The sequence below is a fragment of the Stutzerimonas nosocomialis genome (assembly GCF_005876855.1).
Lineage (GTDB): Bacteria > Pseudomonadota > Gammaproteobacteria > Pseudomonadales > Pseudomonadaceae > Stutzerimonas > Stutzerimonas nosocomialis.
Map to the genome: position 1 here is coordinate 40,000 of NZ_QLAE01000019.1, position 18,358 is coordinate 58,357.

Here is an 18,358-nt window from a genome sequence, read left to right on the forward strand (position 1 = left end):
TGCTTTCCTCTGCAAGCCTCGTATGAGATCGGCTGCTCGAGCATGAAAGGGGGAGCGGACGGTTGGCTGCGAGAGAACAAGGCAGAGTGCGTAATCCTTCTGGCGCACGGCCAGTACGTGAATCGCCCGTTTAACACATCATGGAATTTCTTTTTGCAGAGCATTTGCCTCGCTCCCCCTCCCGGTGGGGAAAATCACTCTAATATCTCCGTCGCGGTACTGAAGACGGGGCCGGTCAGAGTCACCGGGATTCGTTTTCTCACATTCTTAGCTCAAAAAGCTCGTCTACGAACTGGTTAACCTCGGCTGCCGCGTAAGAGTTAGGTGCTACATCCAAGACAGAGTGGAAGTAGCTAAATCTGGTCCATAGGCTACGATTGCGATTGTAATCGTGAGTTACTGTCTCATGCGCCGATGTGAAATTGGACTTTAGTAGTGGAATGCCCAGCTTGGTGATATTAAACAGTATGCTTTCACGCTTTTCCTTCTCGTCGGCTTTGGATTGATCCAGCTCCATTGCAATTTCTTCGCTGATTTCAACGTAGTCGCCAACGTATTCTTCTAGCTCTATGCTTCTGCCTCCAACATCGCATCTTGTAATAAGGCCGAATAGCATTGGGTTTTTCTTCTTCTTGAGTAGGCGCTTGAAGTGAGCAATAAAGTTTTCCGCGCTATAAATGGACTGCTGGCAATTGCTGTCTAGAACTAACACCACGAGATCAACGAGGTCTCGTACTTTTTCTAGGCTACGGTTTATATCGAAAAGAACGTAGTCATAGTTTTTTTTCAGTTGCTCGTAGGTTTTCTTCGCATTTCTCTTTCGCTCAAGCCTTTCGGATAGTTCGCTATGGATCAGTGGCCTGAGGTCTATGGTTGATATTGGTTTGTGCGCTCTATTGCGGTTTAATTCTTTCTCTAGTTTTCTGATTTCAGACTTGGAGAAGAGAATATCTAGCTCATCATAAAAGCTAATTTGGCTTACCAATGAACCAGGTTCTGGGCTATCCCCTTTCTCAATTTTGCACGTATAAACAATATCGTTGGTCACAATAGCCACCTTAAAACCGCGCTGTACCAAGCAGGCGGCTACATCCACAGTGATCGGGGACTTTCCTACGCCACCTTTGTAGGCTGTTATGGATAGGGTTTGCCCAGACTCAGATTCAAAAATGTAATCTTTCAGTTCAGGCGGGATAGCTATGCCTGAACGGTGAAAGAAGCACCACAGAGACCTGCGCGTTGGATTCCTTGATGACGAGTCAAAGGCCGATTCATACGATCTCCATGTGCGGTCTTTCACTCCCGCCCAGTAGGCGGCCTGAGGCACGCTGATGAAGTTCGACTCGCGTGCATGTTTCAGGCATTTACGAAGATGATTTTCCATGGTGTTTCCTCATGCGTTTCATCAGAGGATATGGGGAGGGCGAGCGCAGCAACAGTTGAGCTTTGTGCCACGTTCGTGGGCAGCGTCCCTTAGAGGCCTGCTCAGCTAGATCCGCTGGGAGCCATTGATTTGCATGAGTCGGCCGGTGGTGGGGATGAGCGTCTGGGGGCTCTTCCACGAGTTTGATGGCTGCCGATTGGGATGGCACTGCTTTACGGGGTGACGATTGCCGCTGAAACAAGCAAAATGTAAACAACCCGCCTGTAGCTTGGGCTTTGTTTACATTTTTTCTGTTCGGAGATCGTTATGTGTGTCCAAGGCCTTGATTTTCAAAGGGTATGCGACCTGTTTACGCTCTCCATGTATACAGAACCGTTCTAAGGAGCCGTTCTAGCCAATGCGAATGCGCCTGATGCTGTTGGGCGGCGGCAATGCCCTGGGTCAGGCGCTGATCCGCCTCGGCGCGGAGGAAGACATCGGATTCCTCGCGCCGCGCCCGCCAGAGCAGGGCTGGGATGCGCCCAGCCTGACCCAGCTGCTGGACATCAATCGGCCCGATGTGGTCGTCAACCTCGCCTATTACTTCGACTGGTTCCAGCGCGGACAGGCCGACGAACGCTCGCTGGCCGCCCAGGAGCGCGCCGTCGAGCGCCTGGCCGAGCTGTGCCAGCACTACGGGCTGGTGCTGCTGCAGCCTTCGAGCTACCGGGTGTTCGACGGTTCGCGAGCGACCGCCTACAGCGAGAAGGACGAGCCGGCGCCGCTCGATGCCCGTGGGCGTGCCCTGTGGCGTCTCGAGCAAAGCGTGCGGGCGCTGTGCCCCCGGCACGTGCTGCTGCGCTTCGGCTGGCTGCTCGACGACAGTGCCGACGGCTTGCTGGGGCGATTCCTCGAGCGCCTGGAGCACGACGAGCCGTTGCACCTGGCGGATGACCGGCGCGGCAACCCGACACCGGTCGACGACGCGGCGCGGGTGATCCTGGCGGTCCTCAAGCAGCTCGACTGCGAGGCGCCGCTCTGGGGCACCTACCATTACGGCGGCCACGAAGCGGCGACACCGCTGGTGGTGGGGCAGGCGATCTACAGCGAGGCGGGGCAGTTCCGCCGGCCCAGATTGCAGGAGCTCACGCCGATGGCGCACGCCGACCTGCCCGACGCGGCAACCGAGCCGCAGCACGGCGTGCTTGCCTGCAAGAAGATCTTCAATACCTTCGGTATCAAGCCCCGCGCCTGGCGCGCGGGCCTGCCGAGCCTGCTGGATCGCTACTATCGCCATGACTGACGCACCTATCCTGGTTACCGGCGGCGCCGGTTTCATCGGCTCGAACCTGGTCGACGCGCTCCTCGCGCAAGGGCATCGGATACGCGTGCTCGACGACCTGTCCACCGGCAAGCGCAGCAATCTGCCGGATGACGCCCGCGTGCAGTTCATCGAGGGCAGCGTGGCCGATGCTTCGCTGGTCGAGCGGGCGGTCGATGGCTGCCGGGCCGTGGTCCACCTGGCCGCGGTGGCTTCGGTGCAGGCTTCGGTGGACGATCCGGTCGGTACCCACCAGAGCAATTTCATCGGGACGCTCAACGTCTGCGAGGCCATGCGCAAGGCCGGCGTGCGCCGCGTGCTGTTCGCCTCCAGCGCGGCGGTCTACGGCAACAACGGCGACGGCGGCGCGGTTGACGAGGACACGCCCAAGGCGCCCTTGACGCCCTATGCGGCAGACAAGCTGGCCAGCGAGCATTACCTGGAGTTCTACCGGCGTCAGCATGGACTGGAGCCGGCGATCTTCCGCTTCTTCAATATCTACGGACCCCGGCAGGACCCGTCTTCGCCCTATTCCGGGGTGATCAGCATCTTCACCGAGCGTGCGCAGAAGGGCCTGCCGATCAGCGTCTTCGGCGATGGCGAGCAGACGCGGGACTTTCTTTATGTCGCCGACCTGGTGGCGATACTTCAGCAGGCGCTGGACGTGCCAGTGGTGGAGGAGGGGGCGGTCAATGTCGGGCTCAACCGCGCGACCAGCCTCAATCAGCTGCTGGCCGATATCGGGGCGGTTTCCGGGGGGCTTCCTTCGGTGGAGCATTTGCCGGCCCGCCTGGGCGATATCCGCCACTCCCGCGCCAACAACGCGCGGCTGCTGCAGCGCTACCGGATGCCGCCTGCCACGCAGATGAGAGAAGGGCTGACGCGTCTGCTGTCGTCCTGATCCGGAAAATTCCCCCAAACGAAAACAGGCGCCTCGAGGGCGCCTGTTTCATTTTTGCGGGCGGGCTCAGAACTTGTAGCCCAGGCCGACCATGTAGACCATCGGGTCGACATCGACGTCGACCTTCAGGCGCCCGACCCCGTCGAGGTGGGTATAGCCGGTGGTGTCGATATCGATGTAGCGCACCTGTGCGTTGATCATCAGGTTGTCGGTGAGCATGTAGTCCATGCCGACCTGGGCGGCGAGGCCCCAGGAGTTCTTCAGGCTCAGCCCGTCGAAGCCCTTGGCTTGCGCGCTGCTGGAGACCGACTCGTCGAAGAACCAGGTGTAGTTGATGCCGGCGCCGACATAAGGCTGGAAGGCCGACTTGGTGTCGAGTGGGTAGTAGACCAGGCTCAGGGTCGGCGGCAGGTGCTTGATGTCCCCGAGCTTGCCGTTGAGCGCGTCCAGGCCCGCCGGAGAGCCCTTGACGCCCACGCTGTGGCTGAACGGCGTGGCGGCCAGCAGTTCGATACCGACCCGGTCGGTCAGCATGTAGGCGAAGTTCAGGCCCATTTGGGTATCGCTGTCCAGCGTGGCCTGCCCGCCGAGGTCGCCGAGCGCGCCGTGCTTGATGCCCGAGCTGTCCTCGCGAGCGTCGACGGTGACGGCGCCCGCCCGAACGATGATGTCGCCGGCCTGGTGTGCCTGGGCCAGAGAGGCGGTAAGTGCCATGGCGAGCACGGAAAGGGTGAGCAGGGGCTTGCGCATAGTGAACTCCATCGAGCAGGTGTGTTGCGACTGAGGCTCATGGTAGGTCGCTGCGTTTGGAGCAACTTGATCCAGCTCAATAAAGCCTGCCGGCCCGCGCACAGGGAGTCGGTTGCGCTGAGCTCTGCTTGCAGATGATAATGTTTCTCTTTCTGAATCTGCTGCCGCATCCCATTGTCAGTAATCGATGCAGTAGGCAATGCGCTCGCCAATATTGTTATAACATAACGCTTTGATCGCGAAACCGAGGGTCCACTCCGCATGAATCTGTACCCGACTCGCTTGCTCGCAGGCGTCCTGTTGTCGTTCTGCCTGCCGTTGCAGGCTGCCCCGCTGGACGAGGCCCTCGACGAGAGTCAGCGCCTGGCGGCCGAGGCGAAGGCCTCCCAGGCACGGATCGAACAACTGGACGATGCCGCCCGGCAGGCGCTTCTCGACTACCGCAGCGCCGTCCAGCAGGCCGAGGCCTTGAAGGCCTACAACGAGCAGCTTCGCGAATTGACCGCGGCGCAGCGCAAGGAGCTCGAAGGTTTCCAGCGTCAGCTCGACAGCATCGAACGCACCCAGGAAGCGGTCACGCCGCAAATGAGCCGGATGGTGCAGGTGCTGGGCGAGTTCATCGCGGCGGATCTGCCGTTCCTGCCGGACGAGCGCGCCGACCGGCTGGCGCAGTTGCAGGACATGCTGCCCCGTGCGGACATCAGCCTGGCCGATAAATACCGCCGCATCCTCGAGGCCTATCAGATCGAAAGCGACTACGGCCGTACGCTGGAGGCCTGGCGCGGCGAGCTTGGCCAAGGTGACGCGGCGCGCAGCGTCGAGTTCTTCAGGCTCGGCCGCACGATGCTCTACTACCAGACCCTCGATGCCCACGAGAGCGGCTGGTGGAATCCCAAGGCCCAGCGCTGGGAAGTGCTCGACGGCGGAGCCCGGCGACCCCTTACCCAGGCCATCGCCATCGCCCGGCAACAACAGGCGCCCGCCTATCTGCAGCTGCCGGTGAAAACCCTGGGCCAGGAGGCCGCGCAATGAGTCGTCTGTTCTACCTGCTGTTCGTCGGCCTGATCCCTGCCCTGGCGCAGGCCGCCGATCCCCTCACGCCCGACCAGCTGTTGCAGCGCATCCGCAGCGATCGCGCCGCCGAAGTCAGCGCCATGCAGCAGCGCGAGCAGGCATTCCTCGCCGATCGCGGCGAGCAGTCCCGTCTGCTGGCCCAGGCCCAGGCGGAACTGAACAAGCAAAAGGCCGAGGCCGAGCGGCTGAAGGCCGATTTCGATCGCCAGGAGTCCGAGCTGGCCGAACAGGAAAAACTGCTGTCGCAGCGGGTTGGTCATCTGGGCGAGCTGTTCGGCGTGGTGCGCCAAAGCGCCGGGGATATCTCCGGCCAGTGGCAGGACAGCATGCTCAACGTGCAGTACCCCGAGCGCGTGAGGCAGTTGCGCGCTCTGGCCGAGAGCCGCGCGCTGCCGTCGGCCGAAGACCTGGACGGCTTCTGGATGACCCTGCTCGAAGACCTGGCGGCCAGCGGCCGCGTCGAGCGCGTCGAGCTTCCGGTGGTCTCCGCCGATGGCAGCCGAAGCCGCCAGCCGGTGCTTCGCGTCGGCACCTTCTCGGCATTTACCGATGACAGCTTCCTGCGTTACGACGCCGACACCGGCGAGCTGCTGGCGCCGGCGCGTCAGCCGTCCGGACAGGGCATGGTGCGCGATTACCTGAGCAGCAACGCCGAGCTTGCCACATTGCCGGTCGACCCCAGCCGCGGCACCTTGCTGGCCCAGCTGCAGCGCCAGCCGAATCTCTGGGATCGGGTCCAGCAGGGCGGTCTGGTGGGTTGGGTGATCATCGCCCTAGGCGTGTTCGGCCTGCTGCTGGCGGCCTGGCGGATGGTCTATCTCGCGGGCGTAGGCCGCAAGGTCAGCCGCCAGGTCCGCGAACTGAGTACGCCGCGCGACGACAACCCGCTGGGCCGAGTCATCGGCGTGCTGGGTCCCAAGCCGCAGCTGGCGGACCTGGAGACCTTAGAGCTCAAGCTGGACGAGGCGATCCTGCAGGAAACACCGCCGCTCGAACGGGGCCAGCCGCTGCTCAAGCTGCTCAGCGCCGTGGCGCCGCTGCTCGGGTTGCTGGGCACCGTGACCGGCATGATCGTCACCTTCCAGGCCATCACCCAGAGCGGTGGCGGCGACTCCCGGCTGATGGCCGACGGCATCTCCCAGGCCCTGGTGACCACCGTGCTCGGCCTGGTGGTGGCCATTCCGCTGCTGTTCCTGCACAGCCTGCTGGCCAGCCGCAGCAAGGCGCTGATCCAGATGCTCGAACAGCAGAGCGCCGGCCTGATCGCGCTGCACCTGTCCGGAGCGCCGCGCCGTGACTGATTTCCACATCCACTGGCTGCGGCTGGTCGACAGCGGCTATGCGCTGCTCGACTTCATGTCCGCGGGCGGCATGGTGATGTGGGCCCTGGCGGCACTCTGCGTGGTCTATTGGACGCTGGTGTTCGAGCGGCTGTGGTTCATGCGCCGGGTGTTCCCGCGCTGGGTCGAGGAGCGCCGCGCCGCCTGGCATCGACTCGAGCTCAGCCACAGTCGCCAGCGTGCCGTGCGCAGTGCCTGGCTGGCCCAGGCCCAGCAGCAGCTGACCATGCCGCTGCGGCTGAGCAAGACGCTGGTGGCGATGTATCCGCTGCTTGGCCTGCTCGGCACCGTCACCGGCATGATCGCGGTGTTCGACGTGCTGGCGCTCAACGGCACCGGCAACCCGCGCGGAATGGCCGCGGGCGTGTGGCAAGCGACCTTGCCGACCATGGCCGGCATGGTGCTGGCCATTACCGGACTTTTCAGCCTGGCGCGTCTCGAGCGAAACGCGCGGCAGGCCCTCGACCGGCTGGCCGACCAGCTGCGTCACGATTGAGGATGTTCTGATGCGAATGCGTCGTCACCATTACCAGCAGGAAGAAGACACCGGCATCGACCTCACGCCGATGCTCGACGTGGTCTTCATCATGCTGATCTTCTTCATCGTCACCAGCTCCTTCATCAGGGAGTCGGGTGTCGAAGTGCAGCGGCCCCAGGCCGATACGGCCAGCGCCCAGGACAAGGGCAACATCCTGATCGCGGTGACCGCCGACGGGCAGGTCTGGATCGACAAGCAGCCGGTCGACGTTCGCAGCGTCCGCGCCCACGTCGAGAAGATGCGGGTCGATCAGCCCGATGGTGCCGTGGTGGTCCAGGCCGATCAGGACGCGCGCACCGGGCTGGTGGTCCAGGTCATGGATCAGGCGCGCCTGGCTGGTGTGCAGGACGTCGCGCTGGCGGCCAGCGCAGGAGGGCGATGATGCGCCTGGGGTTGTCCTTCGCCGGCGCCTGCCTCATGGCGCTGGCGCTCTTCGCCCTGATGCTGAGCATGGTCTCGCCACCGCGCAGCAAGGTCGAGGACGATCCGGTGGCGGTCGCCAATTTCGTGCGCATGGACAACCGCAGCAGCGAAAGCTCGCCGCGCTCCCGGCAACAGGCACCCGAACCGCCACAGCCGAAGGCGCCGCAGCCGCCGACACCTCCGACCCCGGCGATGAGCACGCCCAACGCCAGCCTGCCGAAGCTCGACCTGGACATGCCGAGTATCGATACCGGCATCGCCGTCGCGGCGGCGCCCACGCCGAGCCTTTCCGGATTGACCGCCGCTGCGCCGGCTCCCGCACCGGCCCCCGCGCCGGCGGCGCCGTCCAGCCCGGCGGCGCCCGCGGCACAGTCCGGCGGCCCCGAGCAGGAAGTCACGCCGCTCAACGACATACGGCCGGAATATCCCTACCGCGCCCGGCAGCAGGGGATCGAGGGCCATATCAAGCTGGCGTTCACCATCACGCCCCAGGGCCGGGTCGAAAATATCCGCGTGCTCGAAGCGTCGCCGCGCAACGTCTTCGATCGCGAGGCCCGGCGTGCCGCGGCGCGCTGGCGTTTCGCGCCGCGCACCGAGGGCGGCGCTGCGGTGTCGCGAGAAGCGGTCAAAACCCTGCACTTCAAACTCGAAGGAGGTTGAAATGACACGTTTGCTGCCTTTGCTGATGCTGGTCGCGTCCTTCTCCTGTGCGGCGCAGAGCATCGATCCGGGCGTGTTCCGCGCCCTCGACACCGCCCAGTCCGCCCAGCAGAAGGGTGACTACGCGGCCGCCCGGCGTGCGCTGGAAGGCGCCACGCCGCGTCCCGGCAGCCTCGAGGAAGCGCTGTTGTGGCGCAGTCGTGGCTATCTCGCCTGGGCCGAGGGCAACAACGCCCAGGCGCTGGATTTCCTGGGCAGGGCGTTCGCCAGCGGCAAGCTCGACGATGAGTCGCAGGCGCGTGAGCGCCTCAACCTGGCGCGCCTGAACCTGGGTGAGCGCCGCTACGCCCAGGTGGTCAGCCTGCTGTCGGCGCAGGCGGCCAATGCCGACGAGGACGTACTGCAGATGCTGGTGCAGGCCTATCAGGGGCTCGGCCAGCACACCAAGGCCCTGCCACTGGCCGAGCGCTACGTGCAGCGCAATCCGAAAGCGGCCGACACCTGGTACCAGCTGTTGGTCGCCGGCAACGCCGAGCTCAAGCGCTACCAGGCCGCCGAGCGCTGGCAGCGCGTGCTGCTGGCGCGTCATCCCGACCGTCCCCGGGACTGGCGTCAGCTTGCCGCGTTGCAGCAAATGGCCGGTGACGACGACAAGGCGCTGGCGACCTTGCGGGCGGCGCAGGTCAAGGGCATCGCCTTCAGCGAGTCGGAGCTGGACAACCTGGTGCTGCTGGCCAGCGCCGCAGGGCAACCCTGGCAGGGCGCTAGGCTGCTGGACGGCATGCTGAAGTCCGGTCTGCTGGCGGGCAACGCGACCCGCGAGGAGCGGCTGGGCATGCTCTGGTGGCAGGCCCGCGAGCGCGGCGCCGCGGCGTCCATCTACCGCAACCTCGCGGGGCGTTCCGGCAATTCCAAGCATTGGCTGAACCTGGCTCAGCTGGAGCTCGAACAGGCCCACTGGCAGGCAGGGCTCGATGCCTTGCGGCAGGCCGAACGAGCCGGTGCGGAACGTCGCCAGGTGCGTGCGTGGCGCGAATGGGCCGAGAGCGAACTGAGCTTCGAGCGCGAGCGCCAGGTGGCTCAGGTGCGCTGAAGCCCACGGACGAGTCGATCAGCTGTCCGGCAGCTCGTAGGGATAGATTTTCTGGGCGTCCATCTGGTAGCCGGCCTCGGCCAGTTCGCTGCTGGCATGCTCGACCCGCAGCGGGCCCTCGATCCAGAAGGGCTCGTAGAGCACGTCCACCATGACGCCGACCTTGCTGGTCGCATGCACGATCTGGTTCGACGGTGGCGGCGGAACGTGGATGCACGCCCCGAAGTAGGGAACCAGCAGGAACTCGATCACCCGCCCTTCGTCCGTCATGTCCAGCGGCACGATGTACCCCGGAAGCTTCACGCGCTGACCGTCCAGTTCCTTGACCACCGGGGCCGAGGGCGACTGCTGCAGGGCGGCGGGGCCGCTCTCGCCTAGCACGTCGGACAGCTGCGAGAAGTCGTGCACCGGAATCGGTGGCGGAGGGGGCGGCGCGTCGGCCGGTACCAGCTCGGACCAGTTCAGTTCGCGCGGCGAGTCGGCCGCCCAGAGCGGGGCGGCGAAGGCCAGTAGCAGGATCAGAAAAACGCGCGGCATGGGGTCCTCACAGTCGGATCGATAGGCCATCGGCCAGCGACTGCCGATAGGCGCGCCAGGCCGGTACGCAGCCCATCAGCAGGGCGGCGCCCAGAATAGCGCCGAGCAGGCGCCACTCATAGGGGCTCGGCAGCGCCAGCGGCAGGTACAGGCCGTAGCCGCTCTGCAGCGGGCCCTGGGCGAGGGCTATGCCTGCATAGAGCAGGACGAGCCCCAGCACGACACCGGCCAGGGACAGGGCGAACGCCTCGAGCACGAGCAGGCCGGCGATGTGCCAGGGCCGCGCGCCGACCGAGCGCAGGATGGCCATCTCCCGGCGTCGCTCGTTGAGGCTGGTGAGGATCGCGGTGAGCATGCCGATCAGGCCGGTCAGCACCACGAACAGCGAGACCACGAAGAGTGCCTGTTCGGCGGTGCCCATCAGGCTCCACAGCTCCTGCAGCGCCACGCCCGGCAGGATCGCCAGCAGGGGTTCGCCGCGGAACTCATTGATTTCACGCTGCAGGCTGAAGGTCGCCACCTTGCTGTTGAGACCGAGCAGGAAGGCGGTGATCTGCTTGGGTTGCAGGTCCATGTGGCGGGCCTGTTCGGCATCGATGCGGGCATTGCCGCGCGCCGGCATGCCGTTCTGCCAGTCGATGTGCAGCGCCTCCATGCCGGCCAGCGAGATGTGCAGCGTGCGGTCCACCGGCGTGCCGGTGCGCTTCAGGATACCGACGACCCTGAAGGGCTTGTCGTCGTGCTGGACCAGGCTCACCCGGGCCACGCCATGGGCCAGCACGATCTCTTCGCCGAGCCTGTAGCGCAGCGCATCGGCCACTTCGGCGCCCAGCACCACTTCGAACGGGTCCTCTTCGAACCTGCGGCCTTCGGCGATCTCCAGCGGCTGCTGGCGGGCGTAGCGGTAGTGTTCGAAATAGCTCTGGCTGGTGCCCAGCACCCGATATCCGCGATGGGAGTCCCCGAGCGACAGCGGTATCGCCCAGCTCACCCGCGGGTGTTCGGCGAAGTGCTGGAAATGTTCCCAGCGAATGTTGTTGGTCGCGTTGCCGATGCGAAACACCGAGTACAGCAGCAGGTTGACCGAGCCGGAGCGGGCGCCCACCACCAGGTCGGTGCCACTGATGGTGCTGGCGAAGCTGGCGCGGGCTTCGGTGCGCACCCGCTCGACCGCCAGCAACAGACAGACGGACAGGGCGATGGCGAAGACGGTGAGCAGCGCGGTGAAACGGCGATTGTTCAGGCTCGCCAGGGCCAGGCGTAGCAGGTGCATTCAGATCTCCGAGGGCCGCGCGGCGCGGTTGAGTTCCAACAGCGACAGGTTGCGGTCGAACAGCGGCGCCAGGCTCTGGTCGTGGCTGACGAACAGGAGGCTGGAGCCGGCTGCCCGGCATTCGGCGAACAGCAGCTGCAGGAAGGCTTCCCGGGTGTCGGCGTCGAGCGCCGAGGTGGGTTCGTCGGCGATCACCAGCTCCGGCTGGCCGATCAGGGCGCGGGCTGCGGCGACGCGCTGCTGCTGGCCGATCGACAGCGCTTCGGCGCGTCTGTCGAGCAGTGCCGACGGCAGTCCCAGGTGGGCCAGCAGTTCGGTGGCGGCTGCATCCACGCTGCCGTGGCGGGCGATGGCGCGCTGGCTGCGCTGATGGGAGAAACTGCACGGCAGCGTGACGTTCTCGCGCACCGAGAGAAAGGGCAGCAGGTTGAACTGCTGAAAGATGTAGCCGGTATGGTCGACGCGAAAACGGTCGCGCGCGCTGGCCGAGAGCTTCTCCAGCTCGCGCCCGAGCAGCCGTACGCTGCCGCGCCCGGGGACCTGGACGCCGCCGAGGAGGCCGAGCAGGGTGGTCTTGCCGCTGCCCGACGGGCCCTTGAGAAAAAGGCTCTCGCCGGCGTGCAGCTGAAAGTGGGGAATATCCAGCAGCTCCGCCTGGCCAGGCCAGGCGAAACCGAGGTCGTGCAGCTCGATCAGTGGTTGAGTCATGCGTTACCGCTTAGGGCCAAGGCTCGAGGTGTCAGAAGTTCAGACGCGGATTGCCCGGGGTCAGCTCGACGCCTTGCTGCCCGCTCGGGCCGATCAGTTGTACCTGAATTGTCCGGGTATCGGGGAAACGCTGGAACACTGCGTTCAAGTCCAAAGTTTTCAGCGCGCCCGGCGTGGAGCAACTCAGCTGGTAGTGCGCGCTGATGTCGCTGTGCTCGTGATCGTGCTCGCCATGCTGGTGATCATGGCCGTGTTCCTCGGCATGCGTGTGCCCATGCGCCTTGCCGCCGAACAGCGGGCTCTCCAGCTCCGTGGACGCTACGCTGCAGCCGGCCTGGGCAGGCAGGGAAAACAGCGCCAGCGGTTGCTCCAGCGATTCGCGCGCAGCGTTCAGCGTGGCCTTGTCCGCATCGCTGGTGGCGGCATGCTCGAAGCCGAGCAGATTCATCGCCGGGCTTTCCAGTTCCAGCTCCAGGGTCTGGCCGTCCAGGGCAACGTTGAGTCGAGCGACGCCATGCTCGTGAGCGGAAAGGCTGCCGTGCTCATGGTCATGGTCGTGATCATGAGCGTGGCTGTGCTCGGCCGCATGGGCCAGGGGCATGAGGGCGAAGGGGAGCGCTAGCAGCAGGCGACGCATGGGGAATCTCCTTGGTTTGGTAATGTTATAACAACTTTACCGCTGCACTGGCGTTTGCTCAATCGGCATGTAGCATGGCGTCAATGCAGGGGAGGCCGTAGCGATGATCAGAATCAGGGGACGCATAGGGGACTGGCCGGTGGACCTCAGCGTCGAGCTGGAGCCCGAGGACTGGGCGCGATTGAGCGCCGAAGGGCCGGTGGCCGCGCCGCAACCGCAGCCGCAACCGGCTGCGCGCCCGGTCGACGCGCTTTGGGAGGCGGCGCAGCAGGTGCTGCGCCAGGCCGGAGAGATGGAGGGGCCGCAGTTGCTGGCGGCCCTTGAAGCCCTGGCGGGAAATGCTCAGGCGGGAAAGCGGCTGATGGTTCGCCTGCGCCACAGCGACCGGGTACGCCTGGAAACCGGCAAGGACGCGCCGACCTTTTTCTGGGTCGAGCCGTAGCCCGGTCGATGGCTCAGTACAGCGCCTGGTACAGCTTGCGCCGGTAGAGGGTCACCAGCGGGTGTTCGGTGCCCAGCAGGTCGAACACCTGCAGCAGCGTCTTGTGCGGCAGGCCGTCGGCATAGCTGCGGTTGCGCACGAACAACTGGAGCAGGGCTTCGAGTGCCGGCTCGTATTGCTGGCGCGCCAGCTGATGGATGGCCAGCTGATATGCGGCCTCGTCATCCTGGGCATTGGCCGCCAGGCGGCTTTTCAGGTCGGCGGCTTCCGGCAGTTCGGCGACCTGGCGCAGGAAGGTCAGCTGCGCCCGCGCGCCGGCCAGTGCCTGCTTGTGCTCGTCGCCCTTGACGGCACCGAGTACGGTCTCGGCTTCGCCAAGCTCACCGCGTTCGGCCAGGCAGCGCGCGTAGAGGATCAGCGCGGCGCCGTTTTCGTTGTCTTCGCCGAGCAATTGCTTGAGCAGGGCTTCGGCCTCGGCGATCCGCCCCTCGGCGAACGCGGCCTGGGCGGTCTCCAGCAGATCGGCCTGCGGCGCGGCGGGGAGCTGCACGTGCGGCTGCAGCATGGCGCGGATGGCCGATTCGGGCTGCGCGCCGGCGAAGCCGTCCACCGGCTGGCCATCCTTGAACAGCACCACGGTCGGCAGGCTGCGGATGCCGAAGCGCGCCACGATGTCCTGCTCGATGTCGCAGTTGACCTTGGCCAGCAGCAGTTCGCCCTGGAACTCCTCGGTGATCTTGGCCAGCAGCGGCATCAGCGCCTTGCAAGGGGCGCACCACTCGGCCCAGAAATCCACCAGCACCGGCTTGTGGAAGGAGTTCTCGACCACCAGCTGCTCGAAAGCGGCGGCGCCGGATACCTCGAAGATGTAGGGGGTATCGTTCATGGGAATACTCGACACGTCGGGACGACTGAAAGTGGGTGCATGGTAAATGGAGGCGCCTGGGCAGGAAACAAGGGGCGCGGTCAGCGGGTATCGGGGGGCAGGGGCCAGCTGTCCATCTCGCGGTAGCGTACGCCGCCGGGCAGGTTTTCGGACAGACAGAGAACGACCCGTTCGGCAGGCCAGCGCAGCGAGACCTGCGGGTGTCGTGCGATCGGCGCGGCCTGCCGGAACAGCGTCACGTGGGGGCGAAAGTCGGGGTTGTCCTGGGCCAGCCCCTGCGCCACGAGGCGTTGGCCCAGGTCGCGCTGCAGCTCCAGCAAGGCCTGCGGTGGCGCGTCGGGCATGAGGACGGTAAGGCCGTGTTTCCATTGCTCGAGCCGCTGCAGGTGTAGCTCGAAGCGGTGATGGCACTGCAGCGCGGCGCCGATCCGGCGCAGCTGCGGCAGGCGTGTCGACGGCAGGCTGCCGAGAAACGCCAGGGTCAGGTGCAGGTTGGCGGGCGCGGCCGGGCGGCCGTCCAGGCCCAGGCCGTCGCGCCAGGCGGACAGAACCGGGCGCAGCGGATCGGGACAGGGCAGGGCGAAGAACAGGCGCAGGGTCGGATCGCTCATGGCCGCTGCGCAAGCCCTCAGCTATAGGCCTGGTACAGGCTCACCCGGCGAAATTCGACGGGTTCGGCAAGGTCCGGCCAGGTGCAGGCGTCGAGCACGGCCAGGCGTCTGTAGGCCGGATGGGCGAAGTTCCGTACGCGCGAGTCCGCCACCAGTATTTCGCGTCCCCGGCCGAGGAAGTCGTCGAGCAGCGGCAGGTTGGCGCGGTCGTAGAGCACGTCGGCGACGATGAGCAGGTCGTAGCGCGTGGTCTCGGCGAAAAAGTCCGCCGAGTAATCGAGCGTCACGTTATTGAGGGCCGCATTGGCGCGGCAGGCCTCGAGTGCCACAGGGTCGAGGTCGCAGGCCACGACCTGCGCTGCGCCGGCCTTTGCCGCGGCGATCGCGGCGACCCCCGAACCGCTCCCGAAATCCAGTACCCGCTTGCCTGCCAGTCGTTCCGGGTGTTCGGCCAGCCAGCGCGCCAGCGCCAGTCCGCTGGCCCAGCAGAAGCACCAGTACGGCGGCTCTTCCAGGATTCGTCGGGTTTCATCGGGGCTGAAGGCGCGGTCCATGTTGGCCCCGTCGATCAACCACAGCTGCAGCTCGGTGCCCGGCAGCGTCTCGACCACCAGGCGGGCGTCGCCCAACCGTTCATTCAGGGCCGCCTGCAGGGCCGCGGGAGCCGTCACGGCGCCGGTTCCAGCCTGAGCGGGCCGAGTGCCTGGCTGGCGCTGCTGCGGATCTGGCGGGCGGGCAGGCGCATGATCAGCTGACCGGACTGGGTGACGCGTCCGCGCAGCTCCACGCGCTGGCTCTTGGCGAAGGTCTCGGGGTTGAAGCTGAGAATGAACGGCAGGTCGGTGCCGCGGCCGTTGAGCTTGACGTTGGCCAGCAGGCGATCCGGCTGCTCGTGGTCGACATCGAGCAGGGCGAGCTCGACTTCGCTGCCGGCCGGCGCGCCGACCAGGGTCCCGCTGAGTTCATGCAGCAGCTTGCTGTCGGCCACCGGCAGTTCAGCCACGGGCGGGGTGGTCGGTGGTTCGGCAGGCGGGCTTGCGCAGCCGGCGAGAAGCACCAGGAGACCGGACAGGACTGCGGGAAATAACGGCACGGAAGGCTCCTCGAAACAGGTGGGATGGCCGCTGTATAGCAGCAAATCCCTCCGCTTGTCTTGACGGTCGGATGCGCTACCATGGCTTTCCCGACGTTCTGACTCCCGCCTTTCCCATGCATTGTCCCTTCTGTAGTGCGAACGATACCAAGGTCATCGATTCGCGCCTGGTTGCCGAGGGTGACCAGGTCCGGCGTCGCCGCGAGTGCCTCGCTTGCGGCGAGCGTTTCACCACCTTCGAGACCGCCGAACTGGTGATGCCGAGGCTGATCAAGCAGGACGGCAGTCGCCAGCCGTTCGACGAGGACAAGCTGCGCGCCGGCATGCAGCGCGCGCTGGAAAAGCGGCCGGTGAGCGTGGAGCGCCTCGAGGAAGCCATCGCCCACATCAAGAGCAAGCTGCGCGCCACCGGCGAGCGGGAAGTCAAGTCGCTGGTGCTCGGCGAGCTGGTGATGGCCGAGCTGCAGAAGCTCGACGAAGTGGCCTACATCCGCTTCGCTTCGGTCTACCGGCGCTTCCAGGACCTCAACGAGTTCCGCGAGGAAATCGAGCGGCTGTCCCGCGAGCCGTCCAAGGCCTGATGGACGCCGCCGATCTCCAGCCGATGGCGCGCGCCCTGCAGCTGGCGCGCCAGGGCCTGTATTCGACCCACCCCAATCCCCGTGTCGGCTGCGTCATCGTGCGTGACGGCCAGGTCGTGGGCGAGGGATGGCACCAGCGTGCCGGCGAGCCCCATGCCGAAGTGCATGCCCTGCGCATGGCCGGCGACCGCGCGCGTGGTGCGACCGCCTACGTCACGCTCGAGCCGTGCAGCCATCACGGGCGCACGCCGCCTTGCGCCGATGCGCTGGTGAAGGCCGGCGTGTCCCGTGTGGTCGCGGCGATGCAGGACCCCAATCCCGAGGTGGGCGGGCGCGGCCTGCAGCGGCTGCGTGACGCCGGGATCGACGTGGTCTGCGGCGTGCTCGAGGCCGAGGCGCGCGAACTCAATCCCGGTTTCATCAAGCGCATGGAGGGCGGCCTGCCGTTCGTCCGGGTCAAGCTGGCGATGAGTCTGGACGGGCGCACGGCCATGGCCTCGGGCGAGAGCCAGTGGATCACCGGACCCGCCGCGCGCGCCGATGTGCAGGCGCTGCGGGCGCGGTCGAGCGTGGTGCTCACTGGCGCCGATACGGTGCTGATCGACGGCGCGCGGCTGACCGTGCGTGCCGAGGAGCTGCGACTGGAACCGTCGCTCGCGGCGCTGGCGCTGCAACGTCCGCCGTTGCGCGTGCTGGTCGATGGCCGCCTGCGGGTGCCGCTCGATGCGCCATTCTTCCAGGCCGGCCCCGCGCTGGTGGCGACCCTCGACGACACCGGGGCGGCGCGTTACCGGGCCGCCGGTCACGAACTGCTGGCGCTGGCCGGCCACGAGCGGGTCGACCTGCCGGCATTGCTGGCGGCGCTCGGTGCGCGCGGCGCCAATGAGGTGCTGGTCGAGGCCGGCCCGCGACTGGCGGGCGCGTTCGCCGCGCAAGGGCTGGTCGACGAGTACCGGATCTACGTTGCCGCCAAGCTGCTCGGTTCCTCGGCGCGCCCGCTGCTGGAGCTGCCGCTGGAGCGCATGGCCGAGGCGCGGGAGCTGCGCATCGTCGATCTGCGGGCCGTGGGCGACGACTGGCGGATCACCGCCCGACCCGTCGCGCACTAGGCGCCGGCCCGGCGGCGGCTGCACGAACCCCCGGAGTGTGGTAAAAACGCCGTCGGCCGCGATGCGGCCACGTTCTCAGGGCGGGGTGCGATTCCCCACCGGCGGTGATGCGCGGCAGGCCAGGCCTGCGCGCTAGCCCGCGAGCGCTTGCCCAGCGGCAAGGTCAGCAGACCCGGTGCGATCCCGGGGCCGACGGTATAGTCCGGATGAGAGAGAGCGGGATGCCTCGACGGGCGCCGTTCGCGCGCGCGTCACGATCCCTATCGATCTGCAGCGCCCTGTTTTTCATAAACAGGAGTTCGTCACATGCCTCACCCACGTTGCCTCTACACGGAGGCTCTATGTTCACTGGAATAATCGAAGCGATCGGCAGCATCAAGGCGCTGACCCCCAAGGGGGGCGACGTGCGCGTGCACGTCGCGACCGGCAAGCTGGACCTGGCCGACGTCAAGCTCGGCGACAGCATCGCGGTCAACGGCGTCTGCCTGACGGCGGTGGCGCTGCCCAGCGATGGCTTCTGGGCCGACGTCAGCCGCGAAACCTTGGCGCGAACCGCCTTCATCGACCTCAAGGCCGGCAGCCCGGTCAACCTGGAAAAGGCCCTGACGCCCACCAGCCGCCTGGGCGGGCACCTGGTCAGCGGCCATGTCGACGGCGTCGGCGAGGTCGTTTCCCGGCAGGACAATGCCCGAGCGGTGCAATTTCGCATCCGCGCGCCCCGCGAACTCGCCAGGTACATCGCCCTCAAGGGTTCGATCACGGTCGACGGCACCAGCCTGACCGTCAACGCGGTCAATGGCGCCGAGTTCGAGCTGACCATCGTGCCGCACACGCTGGCCGAAACCATCATGGCCGACTACCGCCCCGGTCGGCAGGTGAACCTGGAGGTCGACCTGCTGGCGCGCTACATCGAGCGCCTGCTGCTGGGCGACAAGGCCGCCGAGCCCAGTGCATCCGGTATCAGCGAAGGTTTTCTGGCCGAACACGGCTACCTGAAGAATTGAAGGAATCTGCCACG

General features: G+C 66.0%; 22 protein-coding genes and 1 riboswitch. Of the genes, 12 read left to right on the plus strand and 10 right to left on the minus strand.

Annotated features, from left to right (window positions below; all coding sequences use genetic code 11):
• Positions 1-259: 259 nt before the first annotated feature.
• Positions 260-1,384 carry an AAA family ATPase gene (locus DN824_RS13145; protein ID WP_138408850.1) on the minus strand — a complete coding sequence of 375 codons (1,125 nt, stop codon included), beginning with the start codon at positions 1,382-1,384 and terminating at the stop codon, positions 260-262.
• 397 nt (positions 1,385-1,781) lie between these two features.
• Between DN824_RS13145 and DN824_RS13150 the strand changes: the two genes are divergently transcribed.
• Together DN824_RS13150 and DN824_RS13155 are read left to right on the plus strand one after the other, a co-directional pair.
• Complete coding sequence (locus DN824_RS13150; protein ID WP_138408851.1) at positions 1,782-2,666, plus strand: sugar nucleotide-binding protein; 885 nt, start codon at positions 1,782-1,784, stop codon at positions 2,664-2,666.
• Entirely contained in the window at positions 2,659-3,585 is a 927-nt protein-coding gene (locus DN824_RS13155; RefSeq protein ID WP_138408852.1) for an NAD-dependent epimerase/dehydratase family protein, read from the plus strand. The genes DN824_RS13150 and DN824_RS13155 overlap by 8 nt, the downstream gene beginning before the upstream one ends.
• A gap of 66 nt (positions 3,586-3,651) precedes the next feature.
• Here the strand turns inward: DN824_RS13155 and DN824_RS13160 are convergent, their stop codons facing one another.
• Positions 3,652-4,335: an OmpW/AlkL family protein gene (locus DN824_RS13160; protein ID WP_138408853.1), complete on the minus strand. Its 684-nt coding sequence runs from the start codon at positions 4,333-4,335 to the stop codon at positions 3,652-3,654.
• A 261-nt stretch (positions 4,336-4,596) separates the two neighbouring features.
• Between DN824_RS13160 and DN824_RS13165 the strand changes: the two genes are divergently transcribed.
• The 6 genes from DN824_RS13165 to DN824_RS13190 are packed head-to-tail and all read left to right on the plus strand — an operon-like array spanning position 4,597 to position 9,463.
• On the plus strand, positions 4,597-5,367 hold the full coding sequence (locus tag DN824_RS13165) for a DUF3450 domain-containing protein (protein WP_138408854.1): 771 nt from the start codon (positions 4,597-4,599) through the stop codon (positions 5,365-5,367).
• Entirely contained in the window at positions 5,364-6,710 is a 1,347-nt protein-coding gene (locus DN824_RS13170; RefSeq protein ID WP_138408855.1) for a MotA/TolQ/ExbB proton channel family protein, read from the plus strand. Before DN824_RS13165 ends, DN824_RS13170 begins: the two co-directional genes overlap by 4 nt.
• Complete coding sequence (locus DN824_RS13175; RefSeq protein ID WP_138408856.1) at positions 6,703-7,245, plus strand: MotA/TolQ/ExbB proton channel family protein; 543 nt, start codon at positions 6,703-6,705, stop codon at positions 7,243-7,245. Before DN824_RS13170 ends, DN824_RS13175 begins: the two co-directional genes overlap by 8 nt.
• A 10-nt stretch (positions 7,246-7,255) precedes the next feature.
• Complete coding sequence (locus tag DN824_RS13180) at positions 7,256-7,669, plus strand: ExbD/TolR family protein (protein WP_138408857.1); 414 nt, start codon at positions 7,256-7,258, stop codon at positions 7,667-7,669.
• A complete protein-coding gene (locus tag DN824_RS13185; protein ID WP_138408858.1) occupies positions 7,669-8,370 on the plus strand; it encodes an energy transducer TonB in 702 nt (233 codons plus the stop codon). Before DN824_RS13180 ends, DN824_RS13185 begins: the two co-directional genes overlap by 1 nt.
• A gap of 1 nt (position 8,371) precedes the next feature.
• A complete protein-coding gene (locus DN824_RS13190) occupies positions 8,372-9,463 on the plus strand; it encodes a tetratricopeptide repeat protein (protein ID WP_138408859.1) in 1,092 nt (363 codons plus the stop codon).
• A gap of 18 nt (positions 9,464-9,481) precedes the next feature.
• Here the strand turns inward: DN824_RS13190 and DN824_RS13195 are convergent, their stop codons facing one another.
• Genes DN824_RS13195 through DN824_RS13210 form a run of 4 tightly spaced genes read right to left on the minus strand, consistent with a single transcriptional unit; the run spans position 9,482 to position 12,618 of the window.
• Complete coding sequence (locus tag DN824_RS13195) at positions 9,482-10,000, minus strand: DUF3299 domain-containing protein (RefSeq protein WP_138408860.1); 519 nt, start codon at positions 9,998-10,000, stop codon at positions 9,482-9,484.
• Between the two features lie 7 nt (positions 10,001-10,007).
• Positions 10,008-11,273 (minus strand): ABC transporter permease, encoded by a 1,266-nt coding sequence (locus tag DN824_RS13200; protein ID WP_138408861.1) that lies wholly within the window; start codon positions 11,271-11,273, stop codon positions 10,008-10,010.
• The gene (locus DN824_RS13205; RefSeq protein WP_138408862.1) at positions 11,274-11,981 is read right to left on the minus strand and encodes an ABC transporter ATP-binding protein; all 708 of its coding nucleotides are present in this window, start codon (positions 11,979-11,981) and stop codon (positions 11,274-11,276) included.
• A gap of 31 nt (positions 11,982-12,012) precedes the next feature.
• Positions 12,013-12,618 (minus strand): DUF2796 domain-containing protein, encoded by a 606-nt coding sequence (locus DN824_RS13210; RefSeq protein ID WP_138408863.1) that lies wholly within the window; start codon positions 12,616-12,618, stop codon positions 12,013-12,015.
• A 103-nt stretch (positions 12,619-12,721) separates the two neighbouring features.
• On the opposite strand from DN824_RS13210, the gene DN824_RS13215 reads away from it, so the two are divergent.
• Positions 12,722-13,060 (plus strand): hypothetical protein, encoded by a 339-nt coding sequence (locus DN824_RS13215; RefSeq protein WP_138408864.1) that lies wholly within the window; start codon positions 12,722-12,724, stop codon positions 13,058-13,060.
• 13 nt (positions 13,061-13,073) lie between these two features.
• Here DN824_RS13215 and trxA read toward each other — a convergent pair whose 3' ends face one another.
• From trxA to DN824_RS13235, 4 genes are all read right to left on the minus strand, one after another.
• Positions 13,074-13,946, minus strand: coding sequence for a thioredoxin (trxA, locus tag DN824_RS13220; protein WP_138408865.1), 873 nt, complete (start codon positions 13,944-13,946; stop codon positions 13,074-13,076).
• An 80-nt stretch (positions 13,947-14,026) separates the two neighbouring features.
• On the minus strand, positions 14,027-14,557 hold the full coding sequence (gene thpR / locus DN824_RS13225; RefSeq protein WP_138408866.1) for an RNA 2',3'-cyclic phosphodiesterase: 531 nt from the start codon (positions 14,555-14,557) through the stop codon (positions 14,027-14,029).
• Positions 14,558-14,574: 17 nt separating this feature from the next.
• Positions 14,575-15,228 carry a class I SAM-dependent methyltransferase gene (locus DN824_RS13230; RefSeq protein WP_138408867.1) on the minus strand — a complete coding sequence of 218 codons (654 nt, stop codon included), beginning with the start codon at positions 15,226-15,228 and terminating at the stop codon, positions 14,575-14,577.
• The gene (locus DN824_RS13235) at positions 15,225-15,650 is read right to left on the minus strand and encodes a YbaY family lipoprotein (protein WP_138408868.1); all 426 of its coding nucleotides are present in this window, start codon (positions 15,648-15,650) and stop codon (positions 15,225-15,227) included. The genes DN824_RS13230 and DN824_RS13235 overlap by 4 nt, the downstream gene beginning before the upstream one ends.
• A gap of 116 nt (positions 15,651-15,766) precedes the next feature.
• On the opposite strand from DN824_RS13235, the gene nrdR reads away from it, so the two are divergent.
• From nrdR to DN824_RS13250, 3 genes are all read left to right on the plus strand, one after another.
• On the plus strand, positions 15,767-16,231 hold the full coding sequence (gene nrdR / locus DN824_RS13240) for a transcriptional regulator NrdR (protein ID WP_174236513.1): 465 nt from the start codon (positions 15,767-15,769) through the stop codon (positions 16,229-16,231).
• The gene (gene ribD, locus DN824_RS13245; protein WP_174236514.1) at positions 16,231-17,340 is read left to right on the plus strand and encodes a bifunctional diaminohydroxyphosphoribosylaminopyrimidine deaminase/5-amino-6-(5-phosphoribosylamino)uracil reductase RibD; all 1,110 of its coding nucleotides are present in this window, start codon (positions 16,231-16,233) and stop codon (positions 17,338-17,340) included. Before nrdR ends, ribD begins: the two co-directional genes overlap by 1 nt.
• Positions 17,341-17,407: 67 nt before the next feature.
• A riboswitch (FMN riboswitch) is annotated at positions 17,408-17,562 on the plus strand.
• Between the two features lie 119 nt (positions 17,563-17,681).
• The gene (locus tag DN824_RS13250) at positions 17,682-18,344 is read left to right on the plus strand and encodes a riboflavin synthase (RefSeq protein ID WP_138408870.1); all 663 of its coding nucleotides are present in this window, start codon (positions 17,682-17,684) and stop codon (positions 18,342-18,344) included.
• The last annotated feature ends 14 nt before the right edge of the window (positions 18,345-18,358 follow it).

What these genes read in the sequence shown, in the direction of transcription:
- DN824_RS13145 (WP_138408850.1), bottom strand. Translation starts at nt 1,384, where the DNA reads ATGGAAAATCATCTTCGTAAATGCCTGAAACATGCACGCGAGTCGAAC.
- DN824_RS13150 (WP_138408851.1), top strand. Translation starts at nt 1,782, where the DNA reads ATGCGAATGCGCCTGATGCTGTTGGGCGGCGGCAATGCCCTGGGTCAG.
- DN824_RS13155 (WP_138408852.1), top strand. Translation starts at nt 2,659, where the DNA reads ATGACTGACGCACCTATCCTGGTTACCGGCGGCGCCGGTTTCATCGGC.
- DN824_RS13160 (WP_138408853.1), bottom strand. Translation starts at nt 4,335, where the DNA reads ATGCGCAAGCCCCTGCTCACCCTTTCCGTGCTCGCCATGGCACTTACC.
- DN824_RS13165 (WP_138408854.1), top strand. Translation starts at nt 4,597, where the DNA reads ATGAATCTGTACCCGACTCGCTTGCTCGCAGGCGTCCTGTTGTCGTTC.
- DN824_RS13170 (WP_138408855.1), top strand. Translation starts at nt 5,364, where the DNA reads ATGAGTCGTCTGTTCTACCTGCTGTTCGTCGGCCTGATCCCTGCCCTG.
- DN824_RS13180 (WP_138408857.1), top strand. Translation starts at nt 7,256, where the DNA reads ATGCGAATGCGTCGTCACCATTACCAGCAGGAAGAAGACACCGGCATC.
- DN824_RS13185 (WP_138408858.1), top strand. Translation starts at nt 7,669, where the DNA reads ATGCGCCTGGGGTTGTCCTTCGCCGGCGCCTGCCTCATGGCGCTGGCG.
- DN824_RS13190 (WP_138408859.1), top strand. Translation starts at nt 8,372, where the DNA reads ATGACACGTTTGCTGCCTTTGCTGATGCTGGTCGCGTCCTTCTCCTGT.
- DN824_RS13195 (WP_138408860.1), bottom strand. Translation starts at nt 10,000, where the DNA reads ATGCCGCGCGTTTTTCTGATCCTGCTACTGGCCTTCGCCGCCCCGCTC.
- DN824_RS13200 (WP_138408861.1), bottom strand. Translation starts at nt 11,273, where the DNA reads ATGCACCTGCTACGCCTGGCCCTGGCGAGCCTGAACAATCGCCGTTTC.
- DN824_RS13205 (WP_138408862.1), bottom strand. Translation starts at nt 11,981, where the DNA reads ATGACTCAACCACTGATCGAGCTGCACGACCTCGGTTTCGCCTGGCCT.
- DN824_RS13210 (WP_138408863.1), bottom strand. Translation starts at nt 12,618, where the DNA reads ATGCGTCGCCTGCTGCTAGCGCTCCCCTTCGCCCTCATGCCCCTGGCC.
- DN824_RS13215 (WP_138408864.1), top strand. Translation starts at nt 12,722, where the DNA reads ATGATCAGAATCAGGGGACGCATAGGGGACTGGCCGGTGGACCTCAGC.
- trxA (WP_138408865.1), bottom strand. Translation starts at nt 13,946, where the DNA reads ATGAACGATACCCCCTACATCTTCGAGGTATCCGGCGCCGCCGCTTTC.
- thpR (WP_138408866.1), bottom strand. Translation starts at nt 14,557, where the DNA reads ATGAGCGATCCGACCCTGCGCCTGTTCTTCGCCCTGCCCTGTCCCGAT.
- nrdR (WP_174236513.1), top strand. Translation starts at nt 15,767, where the DNA reads ATGCATTGTCCCTTCTGTAGTGCGAACGATACCAAGGTCATCGATTCG.
- ribD (WP_174236514.1), top strand. Translation starts at nt 16,231, where the DNA reads ATGGACGCCGCCGATCTCCAGCCGATGGCGCGCGCCCTGCAGCTGGCG.
- DN824_RS13250 (WP_138408870.1), top strand. Translation starts at nt 17,682, where the DNA reads ATGTTCACTGGAATAATCGAAGCGATCGGCAGCATCAAGGCGCTGACC.